The sequence below is a fragment of the Agromyces capsici genome, assembly GCF_058349965.1.
This window is the reverse complement of record NZ_JBYRET010000001.1, coordinates 1,341,207-1,365,025: the sequence shown is the minus strand read 5'-3', so window position 1 is coordinate 1,365,025 and position 23,819 is coordinate 1,341,207. Positions and strand designations below refer to the sequence as shown.

The following is a 23,819-nucleotide window of genomic DNA, read 5'->3' as shown; positions in this document are numbered from 1 at the left end:
GAGGCGCGCCAGCACCGTCTCGAAACCCGATGGGCGTGCGACCGGGTTTCGAGACGCGCCTCCGGCGCTCCTCAACCCTCACAAGCGGCACATGCCGGGTTTCGAGACGCGCCTCCGGCGCTCCTCAACCCACACAGGGGGACGCGCCTCCGGCGCTCCTCAACCCACACAGGGGGACGCGCCTCCGGCGCTCCTCAACCCTCACAAGCGGCACATGCCGGGTTTCGAGGCGCGCCTCCGGCGCTCCTCAAACCCTCACGAGCGAGACGCGCCTCCTGGGGGCCAGATGGGGTCGTGCAACTGCTCGGTCAGAACCCGCGCGGCGAGGGTCGGCGGGATGTCGTCGAGCGTCGGCGGGTCCCACGTCGGGTTACGGTCCTTGTCGATGACCTGCGCGCGGATGCCCTCGTGCAGGTCGTGCTGGCCGATGAACCACGAGACGGCGCGGAACTCCTGCTCGAGCGCATCCTCGAGGGTGGGCAGCGTGCGCGCCCGGCGCACGGCCTCGAGCGTGACGGCCAGCGCGGTGGGCGACAGCGTCTCGAGCTCGTCGGCGGCGGCGGCCGCGTAGGCGGCGGCCGCGGCATCCGCTCGCCCCGCACCATCCGCTCGCCCCGCACCATCCGCCCGGCCCTCGGAGAACGCCCGCAGCCGGTCGATGATGCCCGCGACCGTCGGCGCCGAGTAGCAGGCGTCGACCCAGGGGCGCGCCGCGGCGAGCGCGGACGGGCCCGGCGTCTCGTCGAAGAGCATCACGATCTCCCACGGCGTGCCGGGGTCGGCGCGCTCCGCGAGCGCCTGCAGCAGGTGCGGGATCCGCTCGGACGGCACGAACGCGTCGGCGAAGCCGGCGTGCATGGCGTCGGCGGCGTCCATGGTGCGCGAGTTCAGTGCCAGGTGCGTGCCGAGCTCGCCAGGAGCACGGCCGAGCAGCCAGGTGCCGCCGACGTCGGGCGTGAAGCCGATGCGGGTCTCGGGCATCGCGACGCGCGAGCGCTCGGTGACGATGCGGATCGACGCGTGCCCGGCCAGGCCGATGCCGCCGCCCATCGTGATGCCGTCCATGATCGCGACGACCGGCTTCGGGTAGTGCGCGATGGCCGAGTTGAGGCGGTACTCGTCGCGGAAGAACCGCAGCGCCTCGGCGACGTGGCCCGCGGTCGTGTACCCGTACAGCTCGCGCACGTCGCCGCCCGCGCAGAACCCGCGTTCGCCGGCGCCCTCGAGCACGAGCATCGACACCTCGGGGTCGTGCCGCCACGCGTCGAAGACCGCCGTGAGCGCGCGGATCATCTCGTAGCTCAGGGCGTTCAGCGCCTGCGGGCGCTCGAGCGTGATGCGCCCGACGGCGTCCTCGACGCTCGCGGAGATATGGTCGCTCACGGTGCAACGGTAGCGGCATCGGTCGGTGCGGCGTAGCGTCGGCCGAGGGAGGGACCATGATCGAATCCGCGTTCCCGATCGTCGAGGTGCCCGACATGGACGCCGCGATGCGCTTCTACCACGACGCGCTCGGCACCGCCGTGGTGTACCGCTACCCCGCCGAGGGCGACCCGGTGTTCGTCACGCTGCAGGCGGGCGCATCGCAGCTGGGCCTCGGGCTGGCCGAGAACGGCACGGCGGGCGAGGGCGCCGGGATGCTGCTGTGGTTCTACGTCGACGACGTCGATGCGTCGACGACGTCGCTCGAGTCGGCCGGCTACCTCGTGATCGAGCCGCCGGAGGACACGCCGTGGGGCGAGCGGGTGTCGATGGTCTCCGACCCGTTCGGCACGCGCGTGCGGCTCGGGCAGCCGATCGAGCCGCAGCCCGAGGAGGAGTAGGGCGGAGGTACGATCCACAGATGATCCCCGCATCGAACCTCTGGGCGTTCGTGCTCGCCTCGGTGGTGCTGATCGTCATCCCGGGGCCGAGCGTGCTGTTCGTCATCGGCCGCTCGCTCGCGCTCGGGCGCATGGGCGGGCTGCTGAGCGTGATCGGCAACGCGGCCGGCATGCTGCCGCTCGTCGCGGCCGTCGCGCTCGGCGTCGGCACGGTCGTCGCGCAGTCCGTGCTGCTGTTCACGGGCATCAAGATCGCGGGCGCGCTCTACCTCGTCTACCTCGGCGTCCAGGCGATCCGCCATCGAGCGGATGCCGCGGCCGCCGTCACCGGCGAGGTCGCGCCGCGCTCCCCGTGGCGGCTCCTCGGCGAGGGGTTCGTCGTCGGCGTGACCAACCCCAAGACGATCGCGTTCTTCGTCGCGGTGCTGCCGCAGTTCGTCGACTTCGGCGCCGGCGCCATCCCGCTGCAGATGGCGACGCTCGGCACCGCCTTCGTCATGCTCGCGCTCGCGTGCGACTCGGTCTGGGCGTTGGCGGCGGGCTGGGCGCGCGACTGGTTCGGCCGATCGCCGCGCCGGGCATCGCACCTGGCCGCGACGGGCGGCGTGATGATGATCGGCCTCGGCGGCGTGCTCGCGCTGTCGGGGAACAAGCACTAGGCCGAAGGTCGGCACTCGGGAACGGAGGATCCCATGGCGAACGCGAAGCAGTGGAGCGACCTCAGCACGGGCCGGAAGGTCGGCGGAGTCATCTCCGCCATCATCCAGTTCGCGCTCGCAGCGGCAGCCTGGACGGACCTCGCGAAACGCCCCGCCGACGAGGTGAACGGGCGGAAGGCGATCTGGGCGTTCGTCATCCTGATCAACTTCATCGGCCCGATCTCGTACTTCGTCTTCGGCCGGCGTCGCGACTGACCCCCCCGGTCAGCGGCTCAGTCGCGGTTCGCCGTGGCGGTGAGGATGCCGCGCGCGAGGCCGTGGAAGAAGCAGCGGATGCCGAGGATGGCGGGGGTCGATGCCGGGTCGAGGTCGAGGCTCGGCACGTCGAGGGCGTGGACGACGAACACGTAGCGGTGCATCCCGGTGCCGCGCGGCGGGGCGGCGCCGCCGAAGGCCCGCTCGCCGTCCTCGTTGGGCAGCACGATCGCGCCGTCGGGCAGCGGCGGGCCGCCCGGCGCACCCGCACCCGCCTCGAGGCTCGTGGTCGAGACGGGCAGGTTCGCGACGGCCCAGTGCCACCATCCCGAACCGGTCGGCGCGTCGACGTCGAGGCACGTGACCGCGAAGCTCCGGGTGCGATCGGGAAAGCCCGACCAGGACAGCTGCGGCGATCGGTCCACCCCGCCGGCCGCGGCGCTCCACTGCGGCCGGGCGCACGGGCCGCCGTCGGTGAAGTCGTCGCTCGTCACGGTGAACGAGCCCACCGGGCGGAGCTGCTGCAACGCAGCGTAGGGGTCCACGTCGAGCATCGTCGATCCTCCTCGTCGAATGGTCGCCGTCGCGCTCAGGCTACGTCGGGTGCTCGCCCCGCTCCAGCCCCCACGCCCTGTCGGGTCGAGGAGCCGCAGAGCCGTCGCCCAGCCGCCCGCCCTAGAATCCCGGGGTGCCGCTCGCCAAGATCCTGCTGTTCTACGTGTTCACGCCGCTCCCCGACCCCGACGCGGTGCGCCTGTGGCAGCGCGACCTCGCCGAGTCGCTGGGCCTGCGCGGCCGCATCCTGATCTCGAAGGACGGCGTGAACGGCACGCTCGGCGGCGAGATGCGCGCACTGAAGCGGTACGTGCGGAAGACCCGCGACTACCCCGCGTTCAAGGGCATCGACGTCAAGTGGAGCGAGGGCACCGGGCTCGACGACGAGGGCCGGAGCGTCGACTTCCCGAAGCTCAGCGTGAAGGTGCGCGACGAGATCGTGTCGTTCGGCGCGCCCGGCGAGCTACGCGTCGACGAGTCGGGTGTCGTCGGCGGCGGCACGCGCCTCAGTCCCGACGCACTGCACGAACTGGTCGCGGAGCGCGGCGACGAGGTCGTGTTCCTCGACGGGCGCAACGCCCTCGAGGCGGCGATCGGCCGCTTCCGCGACGCGATCGTGCCGCCCGTCGAGACCACGCGCGACTTCGTCGGGTTGCTGGACTCGGGCGCCTACGACCACCTGAAGGGGCGGCCCGTCGTGACCTACTGCACCGGCGGCATCCGCTGCGAGGTGCTCTCGAGCCTCATGGCCGCGCGCGGCTTCGGCGAGCTGTACCAGCTCGACGGCGGCATCGTGCGCTACGGCGAGCGCTTCGGCGACGACGGCCTCTGGGAGGGCTCGCTGTACGTGTTCGACGGCCGCGGCTCGGTCGACTTCAGCGATCACGCCGCGGTGATCGGCGAATGCGAGGGCTGCGGGTCGCCGACGAAGCAGACCGTCAACTGCACGGATGCCGCGTGCCGCACGCAGCTCGTGCGCTGCGAGGCGTGCGGCCCCACCGAGTGCGCGCGGCACGCGGCGGCATCCGTCGCCTGATCGCGCGCCTCAGTCGGCGAGCGCGAGCAGCCGCTCGGCCACGCCGGTGGCGGAGCCGTCGGCCCGGTTGACGAGCACCACGGCCGCCGTGCCGGCGGTCAGGTCCACGACCAGCGAGCTCCCGAACCCCGCCGTCATGCCGTCGTGCTCGACCAGCCGGTGGCCGCGCTCGTCCGAGACGCCCCAGAAGTAGCCGATCTGGCCGCCCTCGAGTCCGGGCCGCGGCTCGAGGGCGGCGCTGTCCGCGAAGGGTCCGTCGATGACACCGGCGGCGTAGGCCATGAGGTCGTCGACCGTCGCCGCGACACCGCCGGCCGGGGCGTACGCGCCGAGCGTGGACGGCTCGGCGGCAGCCCCGTCGGCCGTTCGGCCGGGCGCGAGGCCGTCGGGCACCTCGTCGTCCTCGACGGGCAGTGACGCACCGTCGAGCCCGAGCGGGTCGAGGATCCGCTCCGTGAGGAGCTCCCGGTACTCCATGCCCGCCGCCGCGGCGAGCGCCTGGCCGACGAGCGCGGCGCCCATGTTGGAGTACTGGGGCTGCGGCTCGGGCGGCAGCGTCTCGGCGGCCGCCTCTGCGAGGAGCTCGTCGACGGTCTCGTCGATGACGTCCTCCCCGGCGAGGAATCCTCGCTCGACGCGCTCGCGCCACGCCGGATCGGTCGGGAAGGTCGGCAGGCCCGACCGGTGCGCCGCGAGGTCGCCGAGGGTGACGGACGCCGCCGGCGATGCGCCCAGGTCGAGGTGCTCGCCGAGGCGGTCGTCGAGCTCGACCTCGCCGCGCTCGACGGCCTCGGCGAGCAGGAGGCCGGTGAACGTCTTCGTGATCGATCCCGTCTCGAACACGGTGTCGTGCGCGGCGCCGATGAACGCCGTGCGCACCTCCCCGCCGTCGAGCAGGGCGACCGCGACCACGTCGTCGGGTTGGGTGAACGCCGGCCGGATGGCGCGAAGCAGCTCGTCGTCGCCCGAGAACCGGGACGCCGCCGACGGCGCGGGCGCGGCAGTCGGCTGCGCCGCGCACCCCGCCGTGCCGGCAATGAGGGCCGCGAGCATCGCCGCCGCGGCCGCCGCCCGAGTCGCCCCACCCATGGAGCCGCATCGTCGGGGTCCGGCTCCCGCGGCGTCAGTCACGGTTGGGCTCCGCCGGGCGCGTGCGGGGCAGCCGCGCCCAGGCGCGGCTGTCGCGGCTCGACAGCGCGAGCAGGATCAGGATGTCGAGCGCGACCGTGAGCAGCGTGGTGCGGATCGACACCTCGACGTCGCCCGTGAACGAGTCGATCGCGGCGACCGTGATGTTGATCGTCGCGAAGAGCATCACCGTGATGCGGGCCCAGTTGCTGCCGAACCAGATGAGCACGGCGAGGACGAGGTCGATGACCAGCACGGTCCCGCCCACGAGGAGCACGACCGTCAGGGCGACGTCGGAGGCCGCGGCATCCGACGCGGCCTCGAGCCGCACGTCGAACTCCTGCTCCACCAGGGTGTCCCATTGCGCGGCGAGCGCGATCAGCCAGACGACGCCCGCCATGACCCGCAGCACCACGAGGACCGAGCCGAACGCGGTCGCGAGCGGCCTCCGCATCCGCCGCTGCGTCGGCTCGCGCTCGGCGAGGCGGGACGGCGACTCGAACGCCGCCCGCTTCTCGACCTCCACCGGTCCGGACGCCGCCGACGGCGGCGGCAGGTGCCGTCCGGTGCCCGCGCTCACGGCGCCGCCTCCGCGACGGGCTCGGCATCGGGCCCGCCCGTGGGCACGGACACGCCGGCGACGTCGACGACCGGCAGGTCGCCATCGGTGCGGATGGTGTCGCCGCCGCCGTTGCGCGAGTGGTACCCGGTCGAGAAGTCGTGGAGCACCTCGATCCGCACGCCCGGATCGGCGGCGGTCAGCGTCGCGATGATGTGGTCGCGCTCGACGTCGATGTCGGCGTCGATCTTGTGCGTGACCTGCAGCGTGAACAGCGAGAAGCCGACCGCGCGGTCGAACGTTCCCGCGGCGAGCCAGTCGACCCGACGGCCGCCCGGCAGGAGCCATCCGTCGGGCGTGCGCCAGAACCGCACGTGGTGTCGCTTGGCCGGGTTGCCGGCGACCTCCTGCTGGTAGGCGAAGTCCTGCTGCCGGTCGAAGAGGAACAGCGGGCTCACGGGCGCCTCGTCGTAGCTGCGACGCGAGAGGGTCGAGGTCACGATCCGCCAGCTCGAGGCGAGCGTCACGTCGTCGGCGCGCGTCCAGCCGGCGGCCGCCATCGCCGCGTGCACCGCCGCCTCCGGCCCGTCGAACGCGAGGTTCACGGGGTCGCCGAGCAGCCCGTCGCTCGTTCGCGTTCGGCCGATGAAGTAGTCGGGCACGTAGATCCTCGTCAGGATGCGGTGCAGCCGCGGCAGCGCGAGGTAGGCGAGCACGAGCCAGAACACGACGAAGAGCGCGATGCCGTACCAGCCGAACTCGAAGGACTGCTCGAACAGCAACCAGGCCAGCCAGATCGACGCCACGCCGGCGAAGACGAAGAAGAACCCGTCGAGCATCGTCGTGAACGAGGCGCGCGGCGGCAGGTCGGGCGGCGGCCGGTCGTCCCGATCGGCTGCGCGCTGCCCCGCCGGGCCGGCCCCCTGCATGCCTGCATGCTATCCCCGGCCGTGCGGTTCAGTCCTCGATGGTGCGCATGAGCGGCAGCACGTGCGACCACGGCCAGTCGATCTCGGCGTTCGAGAGCAGCATCGAGGCCTGCCCGTCGCGCCGGTCCACGAGCAGGGCCGCCGCGAACCCCTCGGAGGAGCCGACGATGTAGACGGCGTCGCCGTCGTTGCGAGTGTCGACCTCCCAGAACTGGCCGATGTCGATCCGGGGCCATCGGGTCGCGTCGATCGGCTCGAGCGCGGCGCTTCGAGCGAACGGGCCGTCGAGCACGGCCCGTGCGAGGGCCACGAGGTCGTCGATCGTGAGGACGACGCCCAATGCCGGCGCGTACGCAGCGCTCCCGCGGGGTGCGACCCGCCGGCCCCACGTGTCATGGCCCTGCGCGAGCAGGTCCGGCATCAGGTCGACGCTCTCCACCACCTCGGCGTGGGCCATGCCGGCGGGGGCGAGCACGCGCTCCTCGAGCAGGTCGGCGTACCGCGTCCCGGTTGCCGCGGCGAGCGCCTGGCCGACGAGCGCGGCGTCGAAGTCGCTGACGTTGTACTGCAGCTGCGGCACGAGGTCGATCGACGCCACCCGCGCGAGCAGCGCATCCAGTCCGCCCCGGTCGGTCGGCGCGGTCGCGTCGGGGTCCGACGCCGGCGGCTCCCATGCTCCCGGCGCGAGCGGGAACTGCGGCAGGCCGGAGTGGTGCGTCGCCAGCTCGCGCAGCGTCACCGTCGCGGCCGGCGCGTCGCCGAGGTCGAGGTAGGCGCCCACGGGGTCGTCGAGCGCGACCTCGCCGCGCTCGACGGCGTCGGCGAGCAGCAACCCGGTGAGGCCCCGGGTGGCGCTGCCGAACTCGAACCGCGTCGAGGCGTCGGCCGACACGAACGCGGTCCGCACCTCGTCGCCGTCGACCACGGCCATCGCGACCCGGTCGCCGGCGTCGGTGTAGTCGTGTCGCGCGACCTCGAGCAGTTCCTCGTCGCCCGTGAGGAGCTGATCGTACGGCGGCCCGTAGAGGCATCCGCTCATCGCCGCGACCCCGGCGACGACGACCACGGCGGCCATGACGAGTGCCCTGCCTCGGCGCACCACGCGGTGCGTGGTCATAGCCCGAATCGTACTCCCCTAGGCTCTGGCCCATGGCCTACGACGTCGCCCGCATCCGCTCCTGGTTCCCCTCGCTCGAGTCGGGCTGGGCCCAGTTCGACGGGCCGGGCGGCACCCAGACCCCGCGGCAGGTCGGCGACGCCGTGGCCTCCGCGCTCACCGGCCCGCTGTCGAACCGCGGCACGATCGGGCTGTCCGAGCAGCGCGCCGAGGAGGCCGTGCAGGCCTTCCGCGCCGCCGTGGCCGACCTCGTGAACGGCGACCCCGACGGCGTCGTGCACGGCCGGAGCGCCACGCAGCTCGTCTACGACTTCTCCCGGAACCTCTCGCGCGACTGGGGCGAGGTCGACGAGGTCGTCGTGACCCGCCTCGACCACGACTCGAACGTGCGCCCCTGGGTGCAGGCCGCCGAGCGGGTGGGCGCGACCGTGCGCTGGGCCGACTTCGACCCCGAGACGGCCGAGCTGCCGGTCGAGGCCGTGACCTCGCTGCTCACCGACCGCACGCGGCTCGTCGCGGTGACGGCCGCCTCGAACCTCATCGGCACGCGCCCCGACATCCCGGCCATCGCCGCCGCCGTGCACGATGCGGGCGCACTGCTGTTCGTCGACGGGGTGCACTCCACGGCCCACGAGCTGCCCGACGTCGCGGCGCTCGGCGCCGACTTCTTCACGTGCTCGCCGTACAAGTTCCTCGGCCCGCACTGCGGCGTGCTCGTCGCGCGCCCCGACCTGCTCGAGACGATCACGCCCGACAAGCTGCTCCCCGCGACGGACGTCGTGCCCGAGCGGTTCGAGTTCGGCACGCTCCCCTACGAGCTCCTCGCGGGCGTCACCGCGGCGGTCGACGTGCTCGCCGCGCTCGACCCGGAGCCTCAGGGCGGGGCGGATGTCGCGAGCTCGCGCCGCGCGCACCTCGCCGCGTCGTACGCCGCCCTCCACGAGCACGAATCGGCGCTCGCCGCGCGCCTGGCCGAGGGCCTCGCAGCACTGCCCGGCGTGACCGTGCGCTCGCGCGCACAGCGTCGCACGCCCACGGTGCTGATGACGTTCGACGGGCACGAGGCGAGCGAGATCACGCGCGCGCTCGCCGACGGGCGCGTGCTCGCGCCATCCGGCAACTTCTACGCCCTCGAGGCCTCGCGCCACCTGGGCCTCGGCGACGACGGCGGGCTGCGGGTCGGGCTGGCGCCCTACACCGACGACGACGACGTCGACCGGCTGCTCGCGGGCCTCGCGGCCGCGCTCGCCTGAACGCGAAGCGGCACGCCACGTGCGCGGCCGCTCGATGCGGAGGATCACCCCCATTTCACGGGTCGCACACCCGCAAACGCGGCGAATATGCTGTTCCGTTCCGCATGCCGACACCTAGTCTGGGGGCATGAGCCTCGCCGACAGGGCGGCCGAACTGCGCCGCCTGCATGCCGACGACGAACTCCTCCAGGTCGTCAACGTGTGGGACGTGGTCACGGCACGAGCCGTCGCCGCGTTGCCGCAGACGCGAGCCCTCGCGACCGCCAGCCAATCGGTCGCCGCCGCATTCGGCTACGCCGACGGCGAGCAGATCCCCCTCGACCTCGTGCTCGACATGACCGCGCGCATCGTGCGCGCCGTCGACCTGCCCGTGAGCGCCGACCTCGAGGCCGGCTACGGCGACGCGGGCGAGACCGTCCGCCGCGCGATCGGGGTGGGCGTCGCCGGTGCGAACCTCGAGGACCGCCTCACGCCGCTCGCCGAGTCCGTCGCCGCGGTCGAGGCCGCGGTCGCCGCCGCCGAGGCCGAGGGCGTGCCCTTCGCGCTCAACGCCCGCACCGACGCGTGGCTCCTCGGCGGGGACCGGCCCCGCGAGGCGCGAGTGGCCGACGCGATCGAGCGCGGGCGCGCCTACCTCGACGCGGGCGCCACGTGCGTGTTCGTCCCGGGCGACTTCGGGGAGGACGTGATCGCCGAACTCGTCGCCGGCATCGGGCACCGTCGCGTGTCGCTCATCGGCCTGCCCGAGGTGCCGCCGCCCGACCGCCTCGAGGAACTCGGCGTGGCCCGCGTCTCGTACGGGCCGTACCCGCAGCGCATCACCCTCGGCGTGCTGCAGGACCTCGCCGACATGCTCTACTCCGGCGGCGTGCTGCCCGACGGCATCCGCAGGCTGAACTGAGCGGCCGCACCGACCGGCCCGACCGCCCCGAACCGACCGCCCGCGCGACCCCACCCGCGCCGACCCGAACCGCCGAGGAGGCACATGACCGACGGCATCCCCATCGAGATCGCCGGACTGACCAAGCGCTTCGGCCCGGTCACCGCCGTCGAGGACCTGAGCTTCACCGTCCGGCCCGGCCGCGTGACCGGGTTCCTCGGCCCCAACGGCGCCGGCAAGACCACGACCCTGCGCACGCTGCTCGGGCTCGAGCGGCCGACCGCGGGCACCGCGACCATCGGCGGGGTGCGCTACCGCGACTTGCCGCGACCCCTCGAGACGGTCGGCGCCGCCCTCGACGCGGCCTTCCACCCGGGGCGCACCGCCCGCAACCACCTGCGCGTGACCGCGACGGCCGCGGGCCTCCGGTCGCACCGGGTCGACGAGGTGCTCGCCCAGGTGGGCATGAGCGAGTTCGCCGACCGTCGCGTCGGCGGGTACTCGCTCGGCATGCGCCAACGGCTCGCACTGGCCACCACGCTGCTCGGCGACCCGCGCGTGCTCGTGCTCGACGAGCCGATCAACGGGCTCGATCCCGAGGGCATCGTGTGGATCCGCGGTTTCCTGCGGAGCCTCGCGGCCGAGGGACGCACCGTGCTCGTCAGCTCGCACCTGCTGAGCGAAGTGCAGCAGTCGGTCGACGACGTCGTGATCATCTCGCGGGGGCGCCTCGTGAAGTCCGGCTCGCTGACCGACATCGAGTTCGACACCGCGCCGCGCACCGTCGTCGCCTCGCCCGACCCGGCGCGCTTGGCCGCCGCCCTCGACCAGGCCGGGCTGGTGTACACCGAGGGGCCCGAGGGCCTGATCGTGTCCGAGCCCGACCCCGGCGTGGTCGGCCACGCCGCGTTCGTCGGCGGCGTCGAGCTGAGCGTGCTGCACCGCCAGGCCTCGGGCCTCGAGGATTCGTTCCTGGCGCTCGTGAACGGGGGCGACGCGTGATGCCGTTCGCCCGCTCCCTCGCCGCGGAGTTCCGGAAGGTGTTCACCACGCGCATGTGGTGGCTGCTCGCGATCGTGCTCGTCACCTACGTCGGGCTGATGGCCGGCGGCTTCGGGGCGTTCCTCGGCTGGGCCATCCGCAATCCGGATGCCGCGGCCGCGACCGGCAGCGACACCGCGCTGCCGCCCGGCATCGACCTCGGTCCGCTGCTCTACAGCTTCGCGACGTCGATCGGCTACGTGTTCCCCGTGCTGCTCGGCGCACTCGCGGTGACGACGGAGTTCCGCCACCGCACGCTGACGACGACCTTCCTCGCGGAGCCGCGCCGGTCGACCGTGCTCGCCGGCAAGTACTCGTCGCAGCTCGTCGTGGGCGGGCTGTTCGGCGCGATCGGGTTCGCGACCTCGGTCGCGACGGGCGCGGCGGCCCTCGCCGCGTTCGACTTCGAGACCGGGCTCGACTCGGCCGACACGTGGGCGCTCGTCGGCCGCGGCGTCATCGCCATGGCGCTCTGGGGCACGATCGGCGTCGGGATCGGGGCCCTCGTCCCGAACCAGGTCGCCGCGATCGTGATCGTGATCGCGTTCACGCAGTTCGTCGAGCCGGTCCTGCGCCTCGCGCTCTCGCTGACCGAGGCGACCGCGTCGGTCGGCCGGTACCTGCCGGGTGCGGCGAGCGACGCACTGGTGGGCGCTTCGTTCTACAACATGGCGTCGCTCGGCGCATCGGCCGATCCGCTCGAGTGGTGGCAGGGCGGCCTCGTGCTGCTCGCGATCGGCGTGGTCGCGACGATCATCGGCGGAGCGACGACCTGGCGGCGCGACGTCTCGTAGGCGCATGGCACTCACGCTCGCGGAGGTCCGGGTGCGGCGGCTGGTCGCCCAGGGCCTCCGCGCGGCGGATGGCGCGGCCGGCGGGGCCGCCGGGGCCGCCGGCGCCGCCCGTGCGCCCGGCCTCGGAGCCGCGACACCGGCCGAGGTGGTGTCGCAGTTCCTCGCGGTGCAGTCGCAGGAGTACCTGCCCGCCCAGTGGGGGCTCGCGCAGCGACTGCCCGTCGCGACGCGGCCGACGTCCACCGAGGTCGCGGCCGCGATCGACCGCGGCGAGATCCTCCGCACCCACGTGCTGCGGCCGACCTGGCACTTCGTCGCGCCGACCGACGCCGGCTGGCTCATCGCGCTCTCGGCCGAGCGCGTGCACCGCGCGAACGGCACCTACTACGCCCGGCACGGCCTCGTGGGCGCGGTCGCCGAGCGGGTGCTCACGACGATCGAGGCGGCCGTGGCCGACGGGCACCGCACTCGCGCAGAGATCGGTGCCGACCTCGCCGAGGCCGGGCTGCCCTCGAGCGGCAACGCCCTCGCGTACTGCCTCATGCTCGCCGAGCTCGAACGCGTCGTGATCTCGGGCGCGAACGCGGGCGCGCAGCGCACCTACGCCGCGTTCGGCGAGCGGGTGCCGGATGCCGCGGCGAGCCGCCGACCGCGCGACGAGGCGCTGGCCGAGCTCGCCGAGCGGTTCCTGCGCACCCGGGGACCCGCGTCGGACCGCGACCTGGCCGTGTGGTCGGGGTTCGGGCTCCGCGACGCGCGCAGCGCGCTCGCCGACGCGGCCGACCGCACGCACGGGCGCATCGAGCGGGTCGACGGACCTGAGGGGACGACGCTCTGGCACGACGCCGAGGTCGCCGAACGCGGCCGGGACGCGGCCTCCGTCGCCCTCGCCGAGTCGCCGCCGGCCGGCGTCGTCGACCTGCTGCAGGCCTACGACGAGTACGTGATGGGGTACGCCGCGCCGCGCGAGTACCTGCTGCCGCCGCGGCATCCGGGAGCGGCCACCGCCGAGTTCCCCCTGCACGCGATGCTCGCCGACGGCGTGCTCTGCGGCCGGTGGGCGCCGACCGTGTCGGCCAGGACGGCGACCGTGCGGATCGTGCCCTGGCGGCGGATGTCGCGCGCCGAGGTCGACTCCCGCGACGCGACGATCGCCGAGGTCGAGCGCTTCCTCGACCGGCCCGTCACCGTCGAGGTCGAGCGGGTCGCGCGCCACTGAGCCCGGCGGGGCGCGATGCGCGTAGCATCCAGCCATGTCGGTCATCGGGATCATCGGCAGCGTCGTCGTCGCGCTCGCCGCTCTGCTGCACGTCTACATCTTCGTGCTCGAGAGCGTGCGCTGGATGCAGCCGAGCACCTGGCGGATCTTCAACGTGCGCGATCGCGAGCAGGCCGAGATCCTGCGCCCGATGGCGTACAACCAGGGGTTCTACAACCTCTTCCTCGCGATCGGCGCGGTCGCGGGGCTCGTGCTCTTCTTCGACGGGAACCTGCCGTACGCAGCGCGGGCCCTGATCCTGTTCAGCACCGCGTCGATGACGGCCGCGGCCATCGTGCTCACGACCACCGGGCCCGGCTACCTCCGCCCGGCGCTCGTCCAGGGCACGCTGCCGCTCATCGGGTTCGTGCTGTTCCTGTTCGCGTGACGGCGGGCGGCGTGGCGCGGCGCTGAGTGGCGTGGCGCAGCGCCTCGCGGCTCAGTCGCCGCTCGTCTCCTCCTCGGCGAACACCTCGTCGGCCACGTGGTGCCCGGTCGGCACGCCGACCTTGAGCTTGTCGATGAGCTCGACCGCGTGGTTCGTGCTGAGCACGAGGCGTGCGAACTCGCCGCCGGAGAGCTCGAGCACGACCGCCTGGCGCTTGCCCTTGACGAGCACGAAGTCGCTGCCCCCGTGCGTCTTCCAGACGCCGACCGCAAGTACGAGGGGCACCTCGGTGCCGCGTCGCCGGATGCCGCGGATCCAGATCCACGGGTCGTCGGTGATCGTGGCCGAGCGGATGTCGTCGCGCTGGACGATCACGTCGGCGCCGCGCAGCGCGAGCGACTTCTCGGCCGGCGTGAGGTGGACCTCGAGCCGATCGTTGTGCACGCGAAGGTTGGCCATATGTCCCATCCTGCCCGACGGGCCGCGGGGTCGCGTCGTCGACGCTCCACAAACGCGGGATCGGTTCCGTTGCCGGAACCTCTCATCGTCGGCGGCCGCGCAGGAGCCGTCGAGTGCGCAACACAGGTGCGGAGAGCGTGTCGGATCGCGACACGCCGTGCCGCGGCGCGACGCGCCGACTCCGCACCTGCGTTGCGCACACGGGCGGGGAGGGACGGCGCGGCTCCGGGTGCGCGGCCTACGCCGGAGGGCGAGCGGATGCCGCGGCGCGCGCCGCCGCCGGGAGGGCGTCGACGATCCGCGAGATCGCGTCGCCGTCGTGCGCGGCCGTCACGAACCACGCCTCGAACACGCTCGGCGGCAACGAGACGCCCGCGTCGAGCATCGCGTGGAAGAACGGGGCGTACCGCCACGACTCCTGCGCGAGCACGCCCGCGTAGTCGCGCGCGCCGCCGGCGACGGCCTCGCCGAACAGGAAGCTGAAGAGGTTGCCGGCCCGCTGCACGCCATGCGCGACGCCCTCGGCGGCGAGCGCCGCGGAGACCTCGCGCTGCAGCAGCGCCGCGACCTCGTCGAGCTTCGCGTAGACCGCGTCATCCGCGAGCCGCAGCGTGGTGACGCCGGCGGTCACGGCGACCGGGTTCCCCGAGAGGGTGCCGGCCTGGTAGACGGGGCCGAGCGGCGCGAGCCTCTCCATGATCTCGGCGCGACCGCCGAGCGCCGCGACTGGCATGCCGCCGCCGACGACCTTGCCGAACGTGATGAGGTCGGGCGTGTACGCACCGTCGACGTCCGCGCCATCCGCGCCGCTGCGCCCGTTCGCCGCGCTCTGCGCCGGTTCGACTGGCGCAGAGCCCGCCGAAGTGGCGCGCAGCGCGGCGTCGCCGGCGCCGGCGCCCGACTCGAGCCCCCACCAGCCGGCCGTCGAGACGCGGAAGCCCGTGAGCACCTCGTCGCTGATCACGAGCGCGCCGTGCGCGTGCGCGAGCTCGACGAGCGCCCGGTTGAAGCCGGGCAGCGGCGGCACGACGCCCATGTTCGCGGCGGCCGCCTCGGTGATGACGGCCGCGATGCGGTCGCCGTGCTCGGCGAACACCGCGCCCAGCGCGTCGAGATCGTTGTAGGGCACGACGAGTGTGAGCGCGGCGACCTCGGCGGGGACCCCCGCGGAGCCCGGCAGGGCGAACGTCGCGAGGCCCGAGCCGGCCTCGGCGAGCAGCCCGTCGGAGTGCCCGTGGTAGTGCCCGGCGAACTTCACGAGCAGGTCGCGGCCGGTGAACCCGCGGGCGAGACGGATGGCGCTCATGGTCGCCTCCGTGCCGGTCGACACGAGCCGCAGCTTCTCGACCGGTGCCACGCGCTGCTCGATGAGCTCGGCGAGCTCGGTCTCGACGGGCGTCGAGGCGCCGAAGGAGAGCCCGCGCGCCGCGGCATCCTGCACCGCCGCGACCACCTCGGGGTGCGCATGGCCCAGGATGGCGGGACCCCAGCCCGCGACGAGGTCGACGTACTCGCGACCCTCGGCGTCGGTGACGTACGGGCCGCGCGCCGACACGAGGAAGCGCGGCGTGCCGCCCACCGAGCGGAACGCCCGGACGGGCGAGTTCACGCCGCCCGGGATCGCGGCCTGCGCCCGCGCGAACAGTTCGTCGTTCGTCGTCATTCGATCCCCTCCCGGATCCATCCGGCGAGCTCGGTCGCCCAGTACGTGAGCACGGCGTCGGCGCCCGCGCGACGGATGCCGCGCACCGACTCGATCACGGCGCGGCGGCGGTCGATCCATCCGTGCATCGCCGCGGCCTCGATCATCGAGTACTCGCCCGAGACCTGGTACGCCCAGACGGGCACCTCGCTCGCGGCGGCGACGTCGGCGAGCACGTCGAGGTAGGAGCCCGCGGGCTTGACCATGACGACGTCGGCGCCCTCGTCGATGTCGATCATCGCCTCACGCAGGCCCTCGCGGCGGTTGCCGGGGTCGAGCTGGTAGGTGCGACGGTCGCCCTCGAGCGTCGACTCGACCGCGTCGCGGAACGGGCCGTAGTACGCCGACGCGTACTTGGCCGAGTAGGCGAGGATCGCGGTGCGCGTGAAGCCGGCGCCGTCGAGCGCGTCGCGCACCGCGGCGACCTGGCCGTCCATCATGCCCGAGAGACCGAGCAGCTGGGAGCCCGACGCCGCCTGCACGAGCGCCATCTCGCGGTACCGCTCGAGCGTCGCGTCGTTGTCGACGCGGCCGAGCGCGTCGAGCACGCCGCAGTGGCCGTGGTCGGTGAACTCGTCGAGGCACAGGTCGGTCTGCACGACGAGTGCGTCGCCCACCTCGTCGGCCACGACCCGGGTGGCGACGTTGAGGATGCCGTTCGGGTCGGTGCCGCACGAGCCGGTCGCGTCGCGCGTCTCGGGCACGCCGAACAGCATGACGCCGCCGACGCCGGCGGCCGCGGCATCCGTCACCGCCTGCTTCACGGAGTCGAGCGAGTGCTGCACGACGCCCGGCATCGACGCGATCGGGATGGGTTCGCGGACGCCCTCGCGGACGAAGATCGGCAGGACCAGCTCGGCGGCGGCGAGGCGGGTCTCGGAGACGAGGCGGCGCAGGGCCGGCGTCTCACGCAGGCGCCGGGGCCGCACGCGGGGGGCGGGTGCGGAAGTCACCCGCCAAGCCTACGCGCGCGCGGCTGGGCGGTCGGTGGGTGGGGGTGCCGGGCCCGAGTGTTTCCGTTCGTCGCGAACCGCACCGTCCGAACGGGCACCCTCGGCCCGTACGGAAACAGTCGGGGTGGGGCGAGCGGATGGCGCGGGGCCGCGGCGTCCGCGACGTCAGACGGTCTGCGTCGCGGCCTGGACGACGGCGTCGATGAGCGACTCGGCGCTGCGCTCTGCGGCGGTCACGTCGACGCGGAGCCCGATCTTCGCGGCATCCTTGCGGGTCTGCGGGCCGATCGCGGCGATGAGCGTGCGCTCGGGGATCGGGCCGAGCTGCGCCTGCACCTGCTCGGCGACGCTGCCCGACGTGACGAGGATCGCGTCGACCTTGCCGGCGCGCACGTCGTCGACGACCTTCTGCGCGACGGGCACGCCGACGGTGCGATAGGCGACGACGGCCTCGACGTGGTGGCCGATGCGGGCGAGGCCGACCGAGAGCACCTGCTTCGCGATCGCCGAGCGGAGGGCGAGCACGCGCAGCGGCTTCTCGCCCTCGGTCGCGGCCTCCCACTCCTCGAGGAGCCCGCGGGCCGAGTTCTCCTCTGACGGGATGATGTCGGCGCGGTAGCCGGCCGCAACGAGCGCGGCCGCGGTGGTCTCGCCCACCGCGGCGACCTTCGTCGAATCCGGGATGACCGCGCCGTACGAGGCGAGGACGTCGACCGTGGTCGCACTCGTCACCGTGACCCAGTCGAATCCGCCGCCCGCGAGCTTCGCGAGCGCCGCCTCGAGCGCCGGCTGGTCGTCGGTCGGCGCGAAGTTGATCATCGGCGCGATGATCGGCGAGGCGCCGCGCGCCCGCAGCGAGGCCGCGACGGCGTCGCCCCAGGGCCCGCCGCGGGGCACGAGCACGCGCCATCCGGCGAGCGGCTTGGATCCGCCGGCTCCGGGCAGGTGGATCGCGCCGGTCATCGGTTCGAATTCGGTCACGGCGACTCCTGGGCAGGTGCGAGGTCGGCGGCGCCGTTGCCGAGGAGTTCCGCGACGACGCGGTGTGCGACGTCGCGTGCCGCGCCCGCCAGGTCGGCGGCCGAGCGGCTGTCGGGGGTGGCGGCGTGCGAGCTGGTCAACGACCGCGTCCCGTCGGCACTGTACACCGTCGCCGAGAGGAACAGAAGTTCGTCCTCCACGAACGCCGTCGCACCGACCGGCGCCGCGCAGCCGGCTTCGAGCCCGGCGAGCACGAGGCGCTCGGCGAGCACCGTCGCTCGCGTCGTGCCATGGTCGACCGACTCGAGCCCGCGCTCGAGCGCGCTCGAGCCCCGCTCGCGGCGGACCTCGAGCGCGAGCGCGCCCTGGCCCGGCGCGGTCGGCCAGACCGACAGCTCGAATCGCTCCGTCGCGGCATCGGACCGGCCCAGGCGGCCGAGACCGGCCGAGGCGAGCAGCACCGCGTCGAGCGTGCCCTGCTCGACGAAGCCCAGGCGCGTGTCGATGTTGCCGCGCACGTCGACGGCGACGAGGTCGGGCCGCGCGGCCGCGAGCTGCGCGATGCGACGCGGCGAGCCGGTGCCGATGCGGGCGCCCTCGGGCAGCTCGGCGAGCGTGAGGCCGTCGCGCGCGCACAGCGCGTCGCGTGCGTCGGCGCGCTTGGGCACCGCGCCGAGCCGGAGCTGCGGGTGCTCGGCGGTCGGCAGGTCCTTCAGCGAGTGGACGACCACGTCGCATTCCCCCGCGACGAGCGCCTCGCGCAGCGCCGCCGCGAACACGCCGGTGCCGCCGATCGTCTGCAGCGAGGCGCGCGAGGTGTCGCCCTGGGTCGTGACGGTGACGATCTCGATGTCGGCGTCGGCAGCCTTGCCGAGTCGCTCGGCGATCTGCGTCGTCTGCGCGAGCGCGAGGGCGCTGCCGCGCGTGCCGACGCGGATCACGGGGCGGGCCGCGGCACTCACGGCGCGATCCCCGCGAGGGCCGGCTTGAAGCCGAGGCGCACGTTCTCGCAGCATCCCGGACGGCACACGTCGTACCAGGGTCCGAGGTCGGTCGCGTGCGGCCGCTCGGCGGCGGGCGTGCCGTTCACGCGCTCGAGCACGAGGTCGACGAGGCCCGCGACGTAGGCGGGGTGCACCCCCGGCGTGGGCACGCGGACGGCGGTGAGCCCGTGCTCCTGCGCCGTCTCCATGGCCTCCTCGTCGAGGTCCCACATGACCTCCATGTGGTCGCTCACGAAGCCGAGCGGCACGATGACGACGGTCTTCCGTCCCGCGGCGGGCAGCTCGGCGATCGCGTCGTTGACGTCGGGCTCGAGCCACGGCTGGGTGGGAGGGCCCGAACGCGACTGGTAGACCAGCTGCCAGGGCACGTCGGCCAGGCCGGCCTCGCGCATGACGACCTCGGCGACCGCGAGGTGCTGGGCGGCGTAGGCGCCGCCCTCGCCGAAGCCGCGCTCGGCGGGACCGGACTTCGCGGCGTCGGCCGTGGGGATCGAGTGCGTCGCGAACAGCACCTCGACCTCGGTGGTGCGGTCGAACGCCTCGTGATCGGCCTCGAACTTCGCGATTGCGTCGCGCACGCCCTCGACGAACGGCGTCACGAATCCCGGGTGGTCGAAGAACTGGCGCACCTTGTCGATCTGGATGACACCGGCTAGACCGGTGTCCTCGAGCGCGTCGGCGTAGTCCTCGCGATACTGGCGGCAGCTCGAGTACGAGCTGTAGGCGCTCGTGGCGATCGCGATGAGCTTCGTGAAGCCCCGCTCGCCCGCCTCGCGCACGGCGTCGTTCAGGTAGGGGTCCCAGTTCCGGTTGCCCCAGATGACCGGCAGGTCGACGCCGCGGCGCGCGAGCTCGGCCTCGAGGGCCGCCTTGAGCTCGCGGTTGTGCTCGTTGATCGGGCTGACACCGCCGAAGTGGCGGTAGTGGTGCGCGACCTCCTCGAGGCGTTCGTCGGGGATGCCGCGACCGCGCGTGACGTTCCGGAGGAACGGGATCACGTCGTCCTGGCCCTCGGGTCCGCCGAAGCCGGCGAGCAGGATCGCGTCGTACGCGACGGGCGCCTCGACGTGCTCGGGGCCGGACTGGGCGGGCTCCGTCGCACCGGGCACGATCGCGCCGGGCGCGAGCGGGGCGGAGGTCGCGGGCGCGGGCTTGCGCCCGAGGTTCTGCGCCGCCATTACTGCAGCACCTCAACGAGCTCGGCGGTCGAGATCCGGCGGCCGGTGTAGAAGGGCAGCTCGTCGCGCACGTGGCGGCGCGCGTCGGTGGCGCGCAGGTCGCGCATCATGTCGACGAGGTCGGTGAGCTCGTCGGACTCCATCGGCAGCAGCCACTCGTAGTCGCCGAGCGAGAACGCCGAGACCGTGTTGGCCACGACGCCGCGGAACGCGGCGCCCATGCGGCCGTGCTCGGCGAGCATGCGGCCCCGCTCCTCGGGGGGCAGCAGGTACCACTCGTAGCTGCGCACGAACGGGTAGATCGTGAGCCACGCCTTGGGCTCGACGCCGCGCAGGAACCCGGGCACGTGGGCCTTGTTGAACTCGGCGTCGCGGTGCACGCCCATGGCGTTCCACGTCGGCAGCAGCGCGATGAGCAGACGCGCGCGGCGCAGTTCGCGGAGCGCCCACTGCAGGCCCTCGGCGCTCGGCCCGTGCAGCCACAGCATGACGTCGGCGTCGGCGCGGAGGCCGGAGACGTCGTAGATGCCGCGGACGGTCACGCCCTCGTCCTCGACGAGGTTGATCACGCCGTCGAGCTCGTCGACGAAGCGGGGCACGTCGCGACCGTCGAGGTCGTCGGGGCGTGCGGGGTCCTTTCGGAGCACGGCGAAGAGCGTGTAGCCCTCGTACGTCTGCTCGGCTGCGGATTCGGTCGGACGCGCATCGGCTGCCCCTTCGGCAGCGGGGGAAGACATGGCACTATCCTCCCCCCGCAACCTGAAAGGTCAAAAAGCGGGTCGACGGATGCCGCGTCGGCGCGCCGCACGCACCGGGTCGGTGCGCCGTCCGGTCAGGGCCGCAGCCGCGTGAAACGGAACAACGCGAAGTCCTCGATCGGCAGCGGTTCGGCACCCGAGAAGCCGGCCTCGCGCGCGTACCGCTCGAGCACCGCCGGCCGCATGACCGTGCCCGTCCCGACCGACCCCGGCGTCGAGAGGCTGTCGGGCAGGCAGATGAACAGGCTGTAGCCGTACATGATGCGCTCGACGTCGTCGCCGTCAGGTGCGAACCGGTCGGCGACCGCCTCGTCCATGATCACGACCGCGCCGTCGTCGCGCACCGCGCGCCGAAGCGCCGAGAGCACCTCGACCGGGTGCGGCATGTCGTGCAGCGCCTCGAAGACGAAGCCGGCGTCGTAGGCCCCGTCCTCGGCGAGCGCTTCGCCTCCACCGAGGTGGAACGTGACGCGCTCACCGAGCCCGGCCTCCTCGGCGTGCGCCCGCGCCGCCTCGATCGACGGGGCGTCGACGTCGACGCCGTGCACGCGCGCGTCCGGGTAGGCGCGGGCCAGCGCGATGGTCGACCATCCGTGGCCGCAGCCGACGTCGACGATCCGCGCGCCGGGACGGCGGAGGATCGCGTCGAGCTCGGGCACGCCCGCGAGCGCGTCCGCGAGCCGGTGCTCGAACCACGGCCGGTTCATGTCGCCCTGGGCGTCGCGCATGTCGGTGCCGAACCGCTCCCACGGGACGCCGCCGCCCGTGCGAGCCGCGTCGAGCAGGGCCGGCACCTGCACGGCGGCGCTCGCGATGACGCGGGCGATCGGGGCGAGGTAGGCGAGCGAGCGGTGGTCGGTGAGGACCTCGACGTGCGCGGGCGGCAACGAGTAGCGCCGGTCGGATGCCTCGGCCCCCTCGTCGTCGACGTCGAGGATGCCGCTGACCGCCTGGTGCTCGAGCCACTCGCGCGTGTACCGCTCGCCCGTGCCGGCCGCCTCGGCCAGCTCGGCCGACGTGAGCGCGCCGCGGTCGGCGAGGATCCGGTACCAGTCGAGCCGGTCGCCGACGTGCACCGAGAGGGTCTCGAACGCGCCGAGCGCCGAGGCGAAGAGCCGGTCGGCGAAGACGTCGACGGGCGTGGGTTCCGTGGGGCGGTCCGTATCGGACATGGTGTGCCTCCTGCGGGGATCGGCCGCTCAACCCAGGAGCAGCCTCGTGGAGTGTTCGAGGTGGGCGCGCAGGGCCTCGGGCCCGCGGGCGGGCAGTTCGTCGAGCAGCCGACGGTGCTCCTCGACGATCGACGCGACGCTGTAGTGCGTGCGCGCGTGCAGGATGAACAGCAGCAACTCGCTGCCGATCGCGGTGTGCGTCTCGATGATCCGCGGGCTGTCGGATGTCGCGACCAGCGCCGAGTGGAAGTCGGCGTGCAGTCGCTCGACCTGCAGCCATGCCGCATCGGGCGCGTCGCCGGGTCGATCGGTTCCCGAGCCGAGCGCCTCCATCGCGTCGACCGCGGCGCGCGCCGGCGCGAGGGCGGCGTCGGGCAGCGTTCCGCCGAAGCGCTCGAACGCGATGCGGACGGCTTCGACCTCGAGCGCCGCGCGCAGCTGCTGGAGCGCGCGGATCTGCCGGTCGTCGAAGCTCGTCACCCGGACGCCGCGGTACGGCTCGGCGACGGCGAGCCGCTCGGCCACGAGCCGCTGGAACGCCGCGCGGACGGTGTGCCGCGAGACGCCGAGGCGTGCGGCGCAGAGTTCCTCGCGCAGCGGCGCGTCGGGACCGAGTGCGCCGCTCAGGATCTCGTCGCGGAGCTGCGCCGTGACGCGTTCGACCGCGGTGGTCGCGGACCCCTGCGGTGCCGCGGCGACGGGCGCCGCGGCACCGGTCACCGGCTCGTCACCGATCGAGGTTCGCACGCACCACGAGCCAGACGCCCACGCCGACCGCCACGACGAGGCTCGCCGCGGCGGCCACGGCCGCGCCCGGCTGCTCGTCGGCGAAGCGCCGCGCCCGCCGCTTGGCGCGGCTGGTCGCCCGGGCCACGCGCTTGGGCACGTTGAGCTTCTCCTCGAGCGAGTTCAGCGTGCCGGCCAGCTGGTCGCGGGCCGCGCGCGCGTTGTCGTGGGCCTGCAGGCGCGTGAGGTTGCGCTGCTGCTTCTTGTCGAGCTTCACCACGTCAGTCCCGGCCGCCATACGCGCCCCTTCCGGTGATCGCGTCGATGTCCTGACGCACGCTCTCGATGGATTCGAGCGGCTCGCTGCCGCGACGGAAGTTCACGACCGCGATCCAGAGCAGGATCGCGATGATGAGCAGCAGCACGCCGGAGACCGTCAGCGCCGCCGCCCAGCCGGGCATCACGAGCGAGAGCGCGAGGATGCCGGTCGCGATGAGGGTGCCGAGCAGGAAGATGCCGACGAAGGCCGCCGCGACGGCGAGGCCCGCGCCGATGCCGAAGTGCTTGGCCTTGTAGCTCAGCTCGGCCTTGACCTGGTCGATCTCGGCGCGCACGAGGGCGGAGATCTGGTCGGGCAGTTCGCCGACGATCGTGAAGAGCGACCGTTCGTCGTTCAGGGGTGCAGCCATCGGGAGTCCACCTCCGAGGGTCGATCAGGACGAGGACGGGCTCGACGAGGAGCCCGACGACGTGGTGCCGGAGCCGGACGTCGCGCCGGACGAGGCGCTCGTCGCGGTCGACTTCGAGGCGGTCGACCTGGACGCCGCGGACTTCGACTTCGACGAGGCCGGCTTCGAGGCGGACGACTTCGACTTCGACGCCGACGACCCCGATCGAGCGGTCGACGAGGTCTGCGACTGCGTCACCTGGGCGACGAACTTCTTCGCGCCGTCGAGGACGGTGTCGCCGACGTCGCCGGCGCGACTCATCGCGAAGTCCTTGACGGTCTGCACGCCCTCCTGGACCTTCGGCTGGTTCCAGACGTCTTCCGCGGCCTTCCGGATCTGCTCGTAGCGCTCGCGGCCCGCGCGTGCGCCGAGCACGTATCCGACGCCGAGACCGACGACGAAGAGGATCTTGCCCTTCATGTGCACCTCATCCCCCGCTGCGGTTCGAGACAGCAGTCACTCAAGCGTAGACCCCGAGGTCGC

Annotated in this window: 28 protein-coding genes; 10 read left to right on the top strand and 18 right to left on the bottom strand. The window is 73.5% G+C overall.

The window, feature by feature from the left end; translation table 11 throughout:
- Positions 1-255 precede the first annotated feature (255 nt).
- Entirely contained in the window at positions 256-1,383 is a 1,128-nt protein-coding gene (locus tag AC3RKB_RS06565; protein ID WP_491435234.1) for an enoyl-CoA hydratase/isomerase family protein, read from the bottom strand.
- 56 nt (positions 1,384-1,439) lie between these two features.
- On the opposite strand from AC3RKB_RS06565, the gene AC3RKB_RS06560 reads away from it, so the two are divergent.
- From AC3RKB_RS06560 to AC3RKB_RS06550, 3 genes are read left to right on the top strand one after another with little or no spacing between them, the layout of a single operon-like run.
- Positions 1,440-1,823, top strand: a complete 384-nt coding sequence (locus tag AC3RKB_RS06560) for a VOC family protein (protein WP_491435232.1) — start codon at positions 1,440-1,442, stop codon at positions 1,821-1,823.
- 20 nt (positions 1,824-1,843) lie between these two features.
- Complete coding sequence (locus AC3RKB_RS06555) at positions 1,844-2,482, top strand: LysE family translocator (protein ID WP_491435230.1); 639 nt, start codon at positions 1,844-1,846, stop codon at positions 2,480-2,482.
- A 33-nt stretch (positions 2,483-2,515) separates the two neighbouring features.
- The gene (locus AC3RKB_RS06550) at positions 2,516-2,737 is read left to right on the top strand and encodes a PLD nuclease N-terminal domain-containing protein (RefSeq protein WP_491435228.1); all 222 of its coding nucleotides are present in this window, start codon (positions 2,516-2,518) and stop codon (positions 2,735-2,737) included.
- Positions 2,738-2,754: 17 nt separating this feature from the next.
- Here the strand turns inward: AC3RKB_RS06550 and AC3RKB_RS06545 are convergent, their stop codons facing one another.
- Entirely contained in the window at positions 2,755-3,291 is a 537-nt protein-coding gene (locus AC3RKB_RS06545) for a YbhB/YbcL family Raf kinase inhibitor-like protein (protein WP_491435227.1), read from the bottom strand.
- 134 nt (positions 3,292-3,425) lie between these two features.
- Here AC3RKB_RS06545 and trhO point away from each other — a divergent pair, with 134 nt between their 5' ends.
- Positions 3,426-4,328, top strand: a complete 903-nt coding sequence (trhO, locus tag AC3RKB_RS06540; protein WP_491435225.1) for an oxygen-dependent tRNA uridine(34) hydroxylase TrhO — start codon at positions 3,426-3,428, stop codon at positions 4,326-4,328.
- Between the two features lie 9 nt (positions 4,329-4,337).
- Here the strand turns inward: trhO and AC3RKB_RS06535 are convergent, their stop codons facing one another.
- Genes AC3RKB_RS06535 through AC3RKB_RS06520 form a run of 4 tightly spaced genes read right to left on the bottom strand, consistent with a single transcriptional unit; the run spans position 4,338 to position 8,061 of the window.
- Entirely contained in the window at positions 4,338-5,417 is a 1,080-nt protein-coding gene (locus AC3RKB_RS06535; RefSeq protein ID WP_491435224.1) for a serine hydrolase domain-containing protein, read from the bottom strand.
- A 34-nt stretch (positions 5,418-5,451) separates the two neighbouring features.
- The gene (locus tag AC3RKB_RS06530; RefSeq protein WP_491435223.1) at positions 5,452-6,036 is read right to left on the bottom strand and encodes a hypothetical protein; all 585 of its coding nucleotides are present in this window, start codon (positions 6,034-6,036) and stop codon (positions 5,452-5,454) included.
- On the bottom strand, positions 6,033-6,944 hold the full coding sequence (locus AC3RKB_RS06525) for an LssY C-terminal domain-containing protein (protein ID WP_491435222.1): 912 nt from the start codon (positions 6,942-6,944) through the stop codon (positions 6,033-6,035). The genes AC3RKB_RS06530 and AC3RKB_RS06525 overlap by 4 nt, the downstream gene beginning before the upstream one ends.
- A 28-nt stretch (positions 6,945-6,972) precedes the next feature.
- Complete coding sequence (locus AC3RKB_RS06520; protein ID WP_491435220.1) at positions 6,973-8,061, bottom strand: serine hydrolase domain-containing protein; 1,089 nt, start codon at positions 8,059-8,061, stop codon at positions 6,973-6,975.
- A gap of 32 nt (positions 8,062-8,093) precedes the next feature.
- Between AC3RKB_RS06520 and AC3RKB_RS06515 the strand changes: the two genes are divergently transcribed.
- The 6 genes from AC3RKB_RS06515 (at position 8,094) to AC3RKB_RS06490 (ending at position 13,675) form a co-directional block, all read left to right on the top strand.
- Positions 8,094-9,314 carry a cysteine desulfurase-like protein gene (locus AC3RKB_RS06515; protein ID WP_491435219.1) on the top strand — a complete coding sequence of 407 codons (1,221 nt, stop codon included), beginning with the start codon at positions 8,094-8,096 and terminating at the stop codon, positions 9,312-9,314.
- Between the two features lie 127 nt (positions 9,315-9,441).
- A complete protein-coding gene (locus AC3RKB_RS06510; protein ID WP_491435218.1) occupies positions 9,442-10,215 on the top strand; it encodes an isocitrate lyase/PEP mutase family protein in 774 nt (257 codons plus the stop codon).
- 84 nt (positions 10,216-10,299) lie between these two features.
- On the top strand, positions 10,300-11,196 hold the full coding sequence (locus tag AC3RKB_RS06505; RefSeq protein WP_491435217.1) for an ATP-binding cassette domain-containing protein: 897 nt from the start codon (positions 10,300-10,302) through the stop codon (positions 11,194-11,196).
- Complete coding sequence (locus tag AC3RKB_RS06500) at positions 11,196-12,029, top strand: ABC transporter permease (RefSeq protein ID WP_491435215.1); 834 nt, start codon at positions 11,196-11,198, stop codon at positions 12,027-12,029. Before AC3RKB_RS06505 ends, AC3RKB_RS06500 begins: the two co-directional genes overlap by 1 nt.
- Before the next feature lie 4 nt (positions 12,030-12,033).
- Positions 12,034-13,248, top strand: a complete 1,215-nt coding sequence (locus AC3RKB_RS06495) for a winged helix DNA-binding domain-containing protein (RefSeq protein WP_491435214.1) — start codon at positions 12,034-12,036, stop codon at positions 13,246-13,248.
- Between the two features lie 34 nt (positions 13,249-13,282).
- Positions 13,283-13,675, top strand: coding sequence for a DUF1304 domain-containing protein (locus tag AC3RKB_RS06490; protein WP_491435213.1), 393 nt, complete (start codon positions 13,283-13,285; stop codon positions 13,673-13,675).
- 51 nt (positions 13,676-13,726) lie between these two features.
- On the opposite strand, the gene AC3RKB_RS06485 is transcribed toward AC3RKB_RS06490, so the two are convergent.
- From AC3RKB_RS06485 to AC3RKB_RS06430, 12 genes are all read right to left on the bottom strand, one after another.
- Positions 13,727-14,134, bottom strand: coding sequence for a hypothetical protein (locus tag AC3RKB_RS06485; protein ID WP_491435212.1), 408 nt, complete (start codon positions 14,132-14,134; stop codon positions 13,727-13,729).
- Between the two features lie 238 nt (positions 14,135-14,372).
- Positions 14,373-15,797: a glutamate-1-semialdehyde 2,1-aminomutase gene (hemL, locus tag AC3RKB_RS06480; protein ID WP_491435211.1), complete on the bottom strand. Its 1,425-nt coding sequence runs from the start codon at positions 15,795-15,797 to the stop codon at positions 14,373-14,375.
- Positions 15,794-16,789: a porphobilinogen synthase gene (gene hemB, locus AC3RKB_RS06475; protein ID WP_491435210.1), complete on the bottom strand. Its 996-nt coding sequence runs from the start codon at positions 16,787-16,789 to the stop codon at positions 15,794-15,796. The genes hemL and hemB overlap by 4 nt, the downstream gene beginning before the upstream one ends.
- Before the next feature lie 165 nt (positions 16,790-16,954).
- Entirely contained in the window at positions 16,955-17,752 is a 798-nt protein-coding gene (locus AC3RKB_RS06470) for a uroporphyrinogen-III synthase (protein WP_491436770.1), read from the bottom strand.
- 14 nt (positions 17,753-17,766) lie between these two features.
- Positions 17,767-18,732, bottom strand: a complete 966-nt coding sequence (gene hemC / locus AC3RKB_RS06465; RefSeq protein WP_491435208.1) for a hydroxymethylbilane synthase — start codon at positions 18,730-18,732, stop codon at positions 17,767-17,769.
- A complete protein-coding gene (locus AC3RKB_RS06460; protein WP_491435207.1) occupies positions 18,729-19,952 on the bottom strand; it encodes a ferrochelatase in 1,224 nt (407 codons plus the stop codon). The genes hemC and AC3RKB_RS06460 overlap by 4 nt, the downstream gene beginning before the upstream one ends.
- Positions 19,952-20,689 carry a hydrogen peroxide-dependent heme synthase gene (gene hemQ / locus AC3RKB_RS06455; protein WP_491435206.1) on the bottom strand — a complete coding sequence of 246 codons (738 nt, stop codon included), beginning with the start codon at positions 20,687-20,689 and terminating at the stop codon, positions 19,952-19,954. The genes AC3RKB_RS06460 and hemQ overlap by 1 nt, the downstream gene beginning before the upstream one ends.
- Positions 20,690-20,784: 95 nt before the next feature.
- Positions 20,785-21,882 (bottom strand): class I SAM-dependent methyltransferase, encoded by a 1,098-nt coding sequence (locus AC3RKB_RS06450; RefSeq protein WP_491435205.1) that lies wholly within the window; start codon positions 21,880-21,882, stop codon positions 20,785-20,787.
- A gap of 27 nt (positions 21,883-21,909) precedes the next feature.
- Positions 21,910-22,629, bottom strand: a complete 720-nt coding sequence (locus AC3RKB_RS06445) for a GntR family transcriptional regulator (RefSeq protein WP_491435203.1) — start codon at positions 22,627-22,629, stop codon at positions 21,910-21,912.
- On the bottom strand, positions 22,610-22,906 hold the full coding sequence (locus AC3RKB_RS06440; protein ID WP_491435202.1) for a DUF3618 domain-containing protein: 297 nt from the start codon (positions 22,904-22,906) through the stop codon (positions 22,610-22,612). Before AC3RKB_RS06440 ends, AC3RKB_RS06445 begins: the two co-directional genes overlap by 20 nt.
- Entirely contained in the window at positions 22,890-23,297 is a 408-nt protein-coding gene (locus AC3RKB_RS06435; protein WP_491435200.1) for a phage holin family protein, read from the bottom strand. Before AC3RKB_RS06435 ends, AC3RKB_RS06440 begins: the two co-directional genes overlap by 17 nt.
- 24 nt (positions 23,298-23,321) lie before the next feature.
- Positions 23,322-23,756 (bottom strand): YtxH domain-containing protein, encoded by a 435-nt coding sequence (locus AC3RKB_RS06430; protein WP_491435199.1) that lies wholly within the window; start codon positions 23,754-23,756, stop codon positions 23,322-23,324.
- Positions 23,757-23,819 lie beyond the last annotated feature (63 nt).

Bases quoted from the DNA above. Each gene is read 5' to 3' on its own strand.
- AC3RKB_RS06560 (WP_491435232.1), top strand. From the start codon at position 1,440: ATGATCGAATCCGCGTTCCCGATCGTCGAGGTGCCCGACATGGACGCC.
- AC3RKB_RS06555 (WP_491435230.1), top strand. From the start codon at position 1,844: ATGATCCCCGCATCGAACCTCTGGGCGTTCGTGCTCGCCTCGGTGGTG.
- AC3RKB_RS06550 (WP_491435228.1), top strand. From the start codon at position 2,516: ATGGCGAACGCGAAGCAGTGGAGCGACCTCAGCACGGGCCGGAAGGTC.
- AC3RKB_RS06545 (WP_491435227.1), bottom strand. From the start codon at position 3,291: ATGCTCGACGTGGACCCCTACGCTGCGTTGCAGCAGCTCCGCCCGGTG.
- AC3RKB_RS06535 (WP_491435224.1), bottom strand. From the start codon at position 5,417: ATGGGTGGGGCGACTCGGGCGGCGGCCGCGGCGGCGATGCTCGCGGCC.
- AC3RKB_RS06525 (WP_491435222.1), bottom strand. From the start codon at position 6,944: ATGCAGGGGGCCGGCCCGGCGGGGCAGCGCGCAGCCGATCGGGACGAC.
- AC3RKB_RS06520 (WP_491435220.1), bottom strand. From the start codon at position 8,061: ATGACCACGCACCGCGTGGTGCGCCGAGGCAGGGCACTCGTCATGGCC.
- AC3RKB_RS06515 (WP_491435219.1), top strand. From the start codon at position 8,094: ATGGCCTACGACGTCGCCCGCATCCGCTCCTGGTTCCCCTCGCTCGAG.
- AC3RKB_RS06510 (WP_491435218.1), top strand. From the start codon at position 9,442: ATGAGCCTCGCCGACAGGGCGGCCGAACTGCGCCGCCTGCATGCCGAC.
- AC3RKB_RS06505 (WP_491435217.1), top strand. From the start codon at position 10,300: ATGACCGACGGCATCCCCATCGAGATCGCCGGACTGACCAAGCGCTTC.
- AC3RKB_RS06500 (WP_491435215.1), top strand. From the start codon at position 11,196: ATGCCGTTCGCCCGCTCCCTCGCCGCGGAGTTCCGGAAGGTGTTCACC.
- AC3RKB_RS06495 (WP_491435214.1), top strand. From the start codon at position 12,034: ATGGCACTCACGCTCGCGGAGGTCCGGGTGCGGCGGCTGGTCGCCCAG.
- AC3RKB_RS06490 (WP_491435213.1), top strand. From the start codon at position 13,283: ATGTCGGTCATCGGGATCATCGGCAGCGTCGTCGTCGCGCTCGCCGCT.
- AC3RKB_RS06485 (WP_491435212.1), bottom strand. From the start codon at position 14,134: ATGGCCAACCTTCGCGTGCACAACGATCGGCTCGAGGTCCACCTCACG.
- hemL (WP_491435211.1), bottom strand. From the start codon at position 15,797: ATGACGACGAACGACGAACTGTTCGCGCGGGCGCAGGCCGCGATCCCG.
- AC3RKB_RS06470 (WP_491436770.1), bottom strand. From the start codon at position 17,752: ATGACCGGCGCGATCCACCTGCCCGGAGCCGGCGGATCCAAGCCGCTC.
- AC3RKB_RS06460 (WP_491435207.1), bottom strand. From the start codon at position 19,952: ATGGCGGCGCAGAACCTCGGGCGCAAGCCCGCGCCCGCGACCTCCGCC.
- hemQ (WP_491435206.1), bottom strand. From the start codon at position 20,689: ATGTCTTCCCCCGCTGCCGAAGGGGCAGCCGATGCGCGTCCGACCGAA.
- AC3RKB_RS06450 (WP_491435205.1), bottom strand. From the start codon at position 21,882: ATGTCCGATACGGACCGCCCCACGGAACCCACGCCCGTCGACGTCTTC.
- AC3RKB_RS06440 (WP_491435202.1), bottom strand. From the start codon at position 22,906: ATGGCGGCCGGGACTGACGTGGTGAAGCTCGACAAGAAGCAGCAGCGC.
- AC3RKB_RS06435 (WP_491435200.1), bottom strand. From the start codon at position 23,297: ATGGCTGCACCCCTGAACGACGAACGGTCGCTCTTCACGATCGTCGGC.
- AC3RKB_RS06430 (WP_491435199.1), bottom strand. From the start codon at position 23,756: ATGAAGGGCAAGATCCTCTTCGTCGTCGGTCTCGGCGTCGGATACGTG.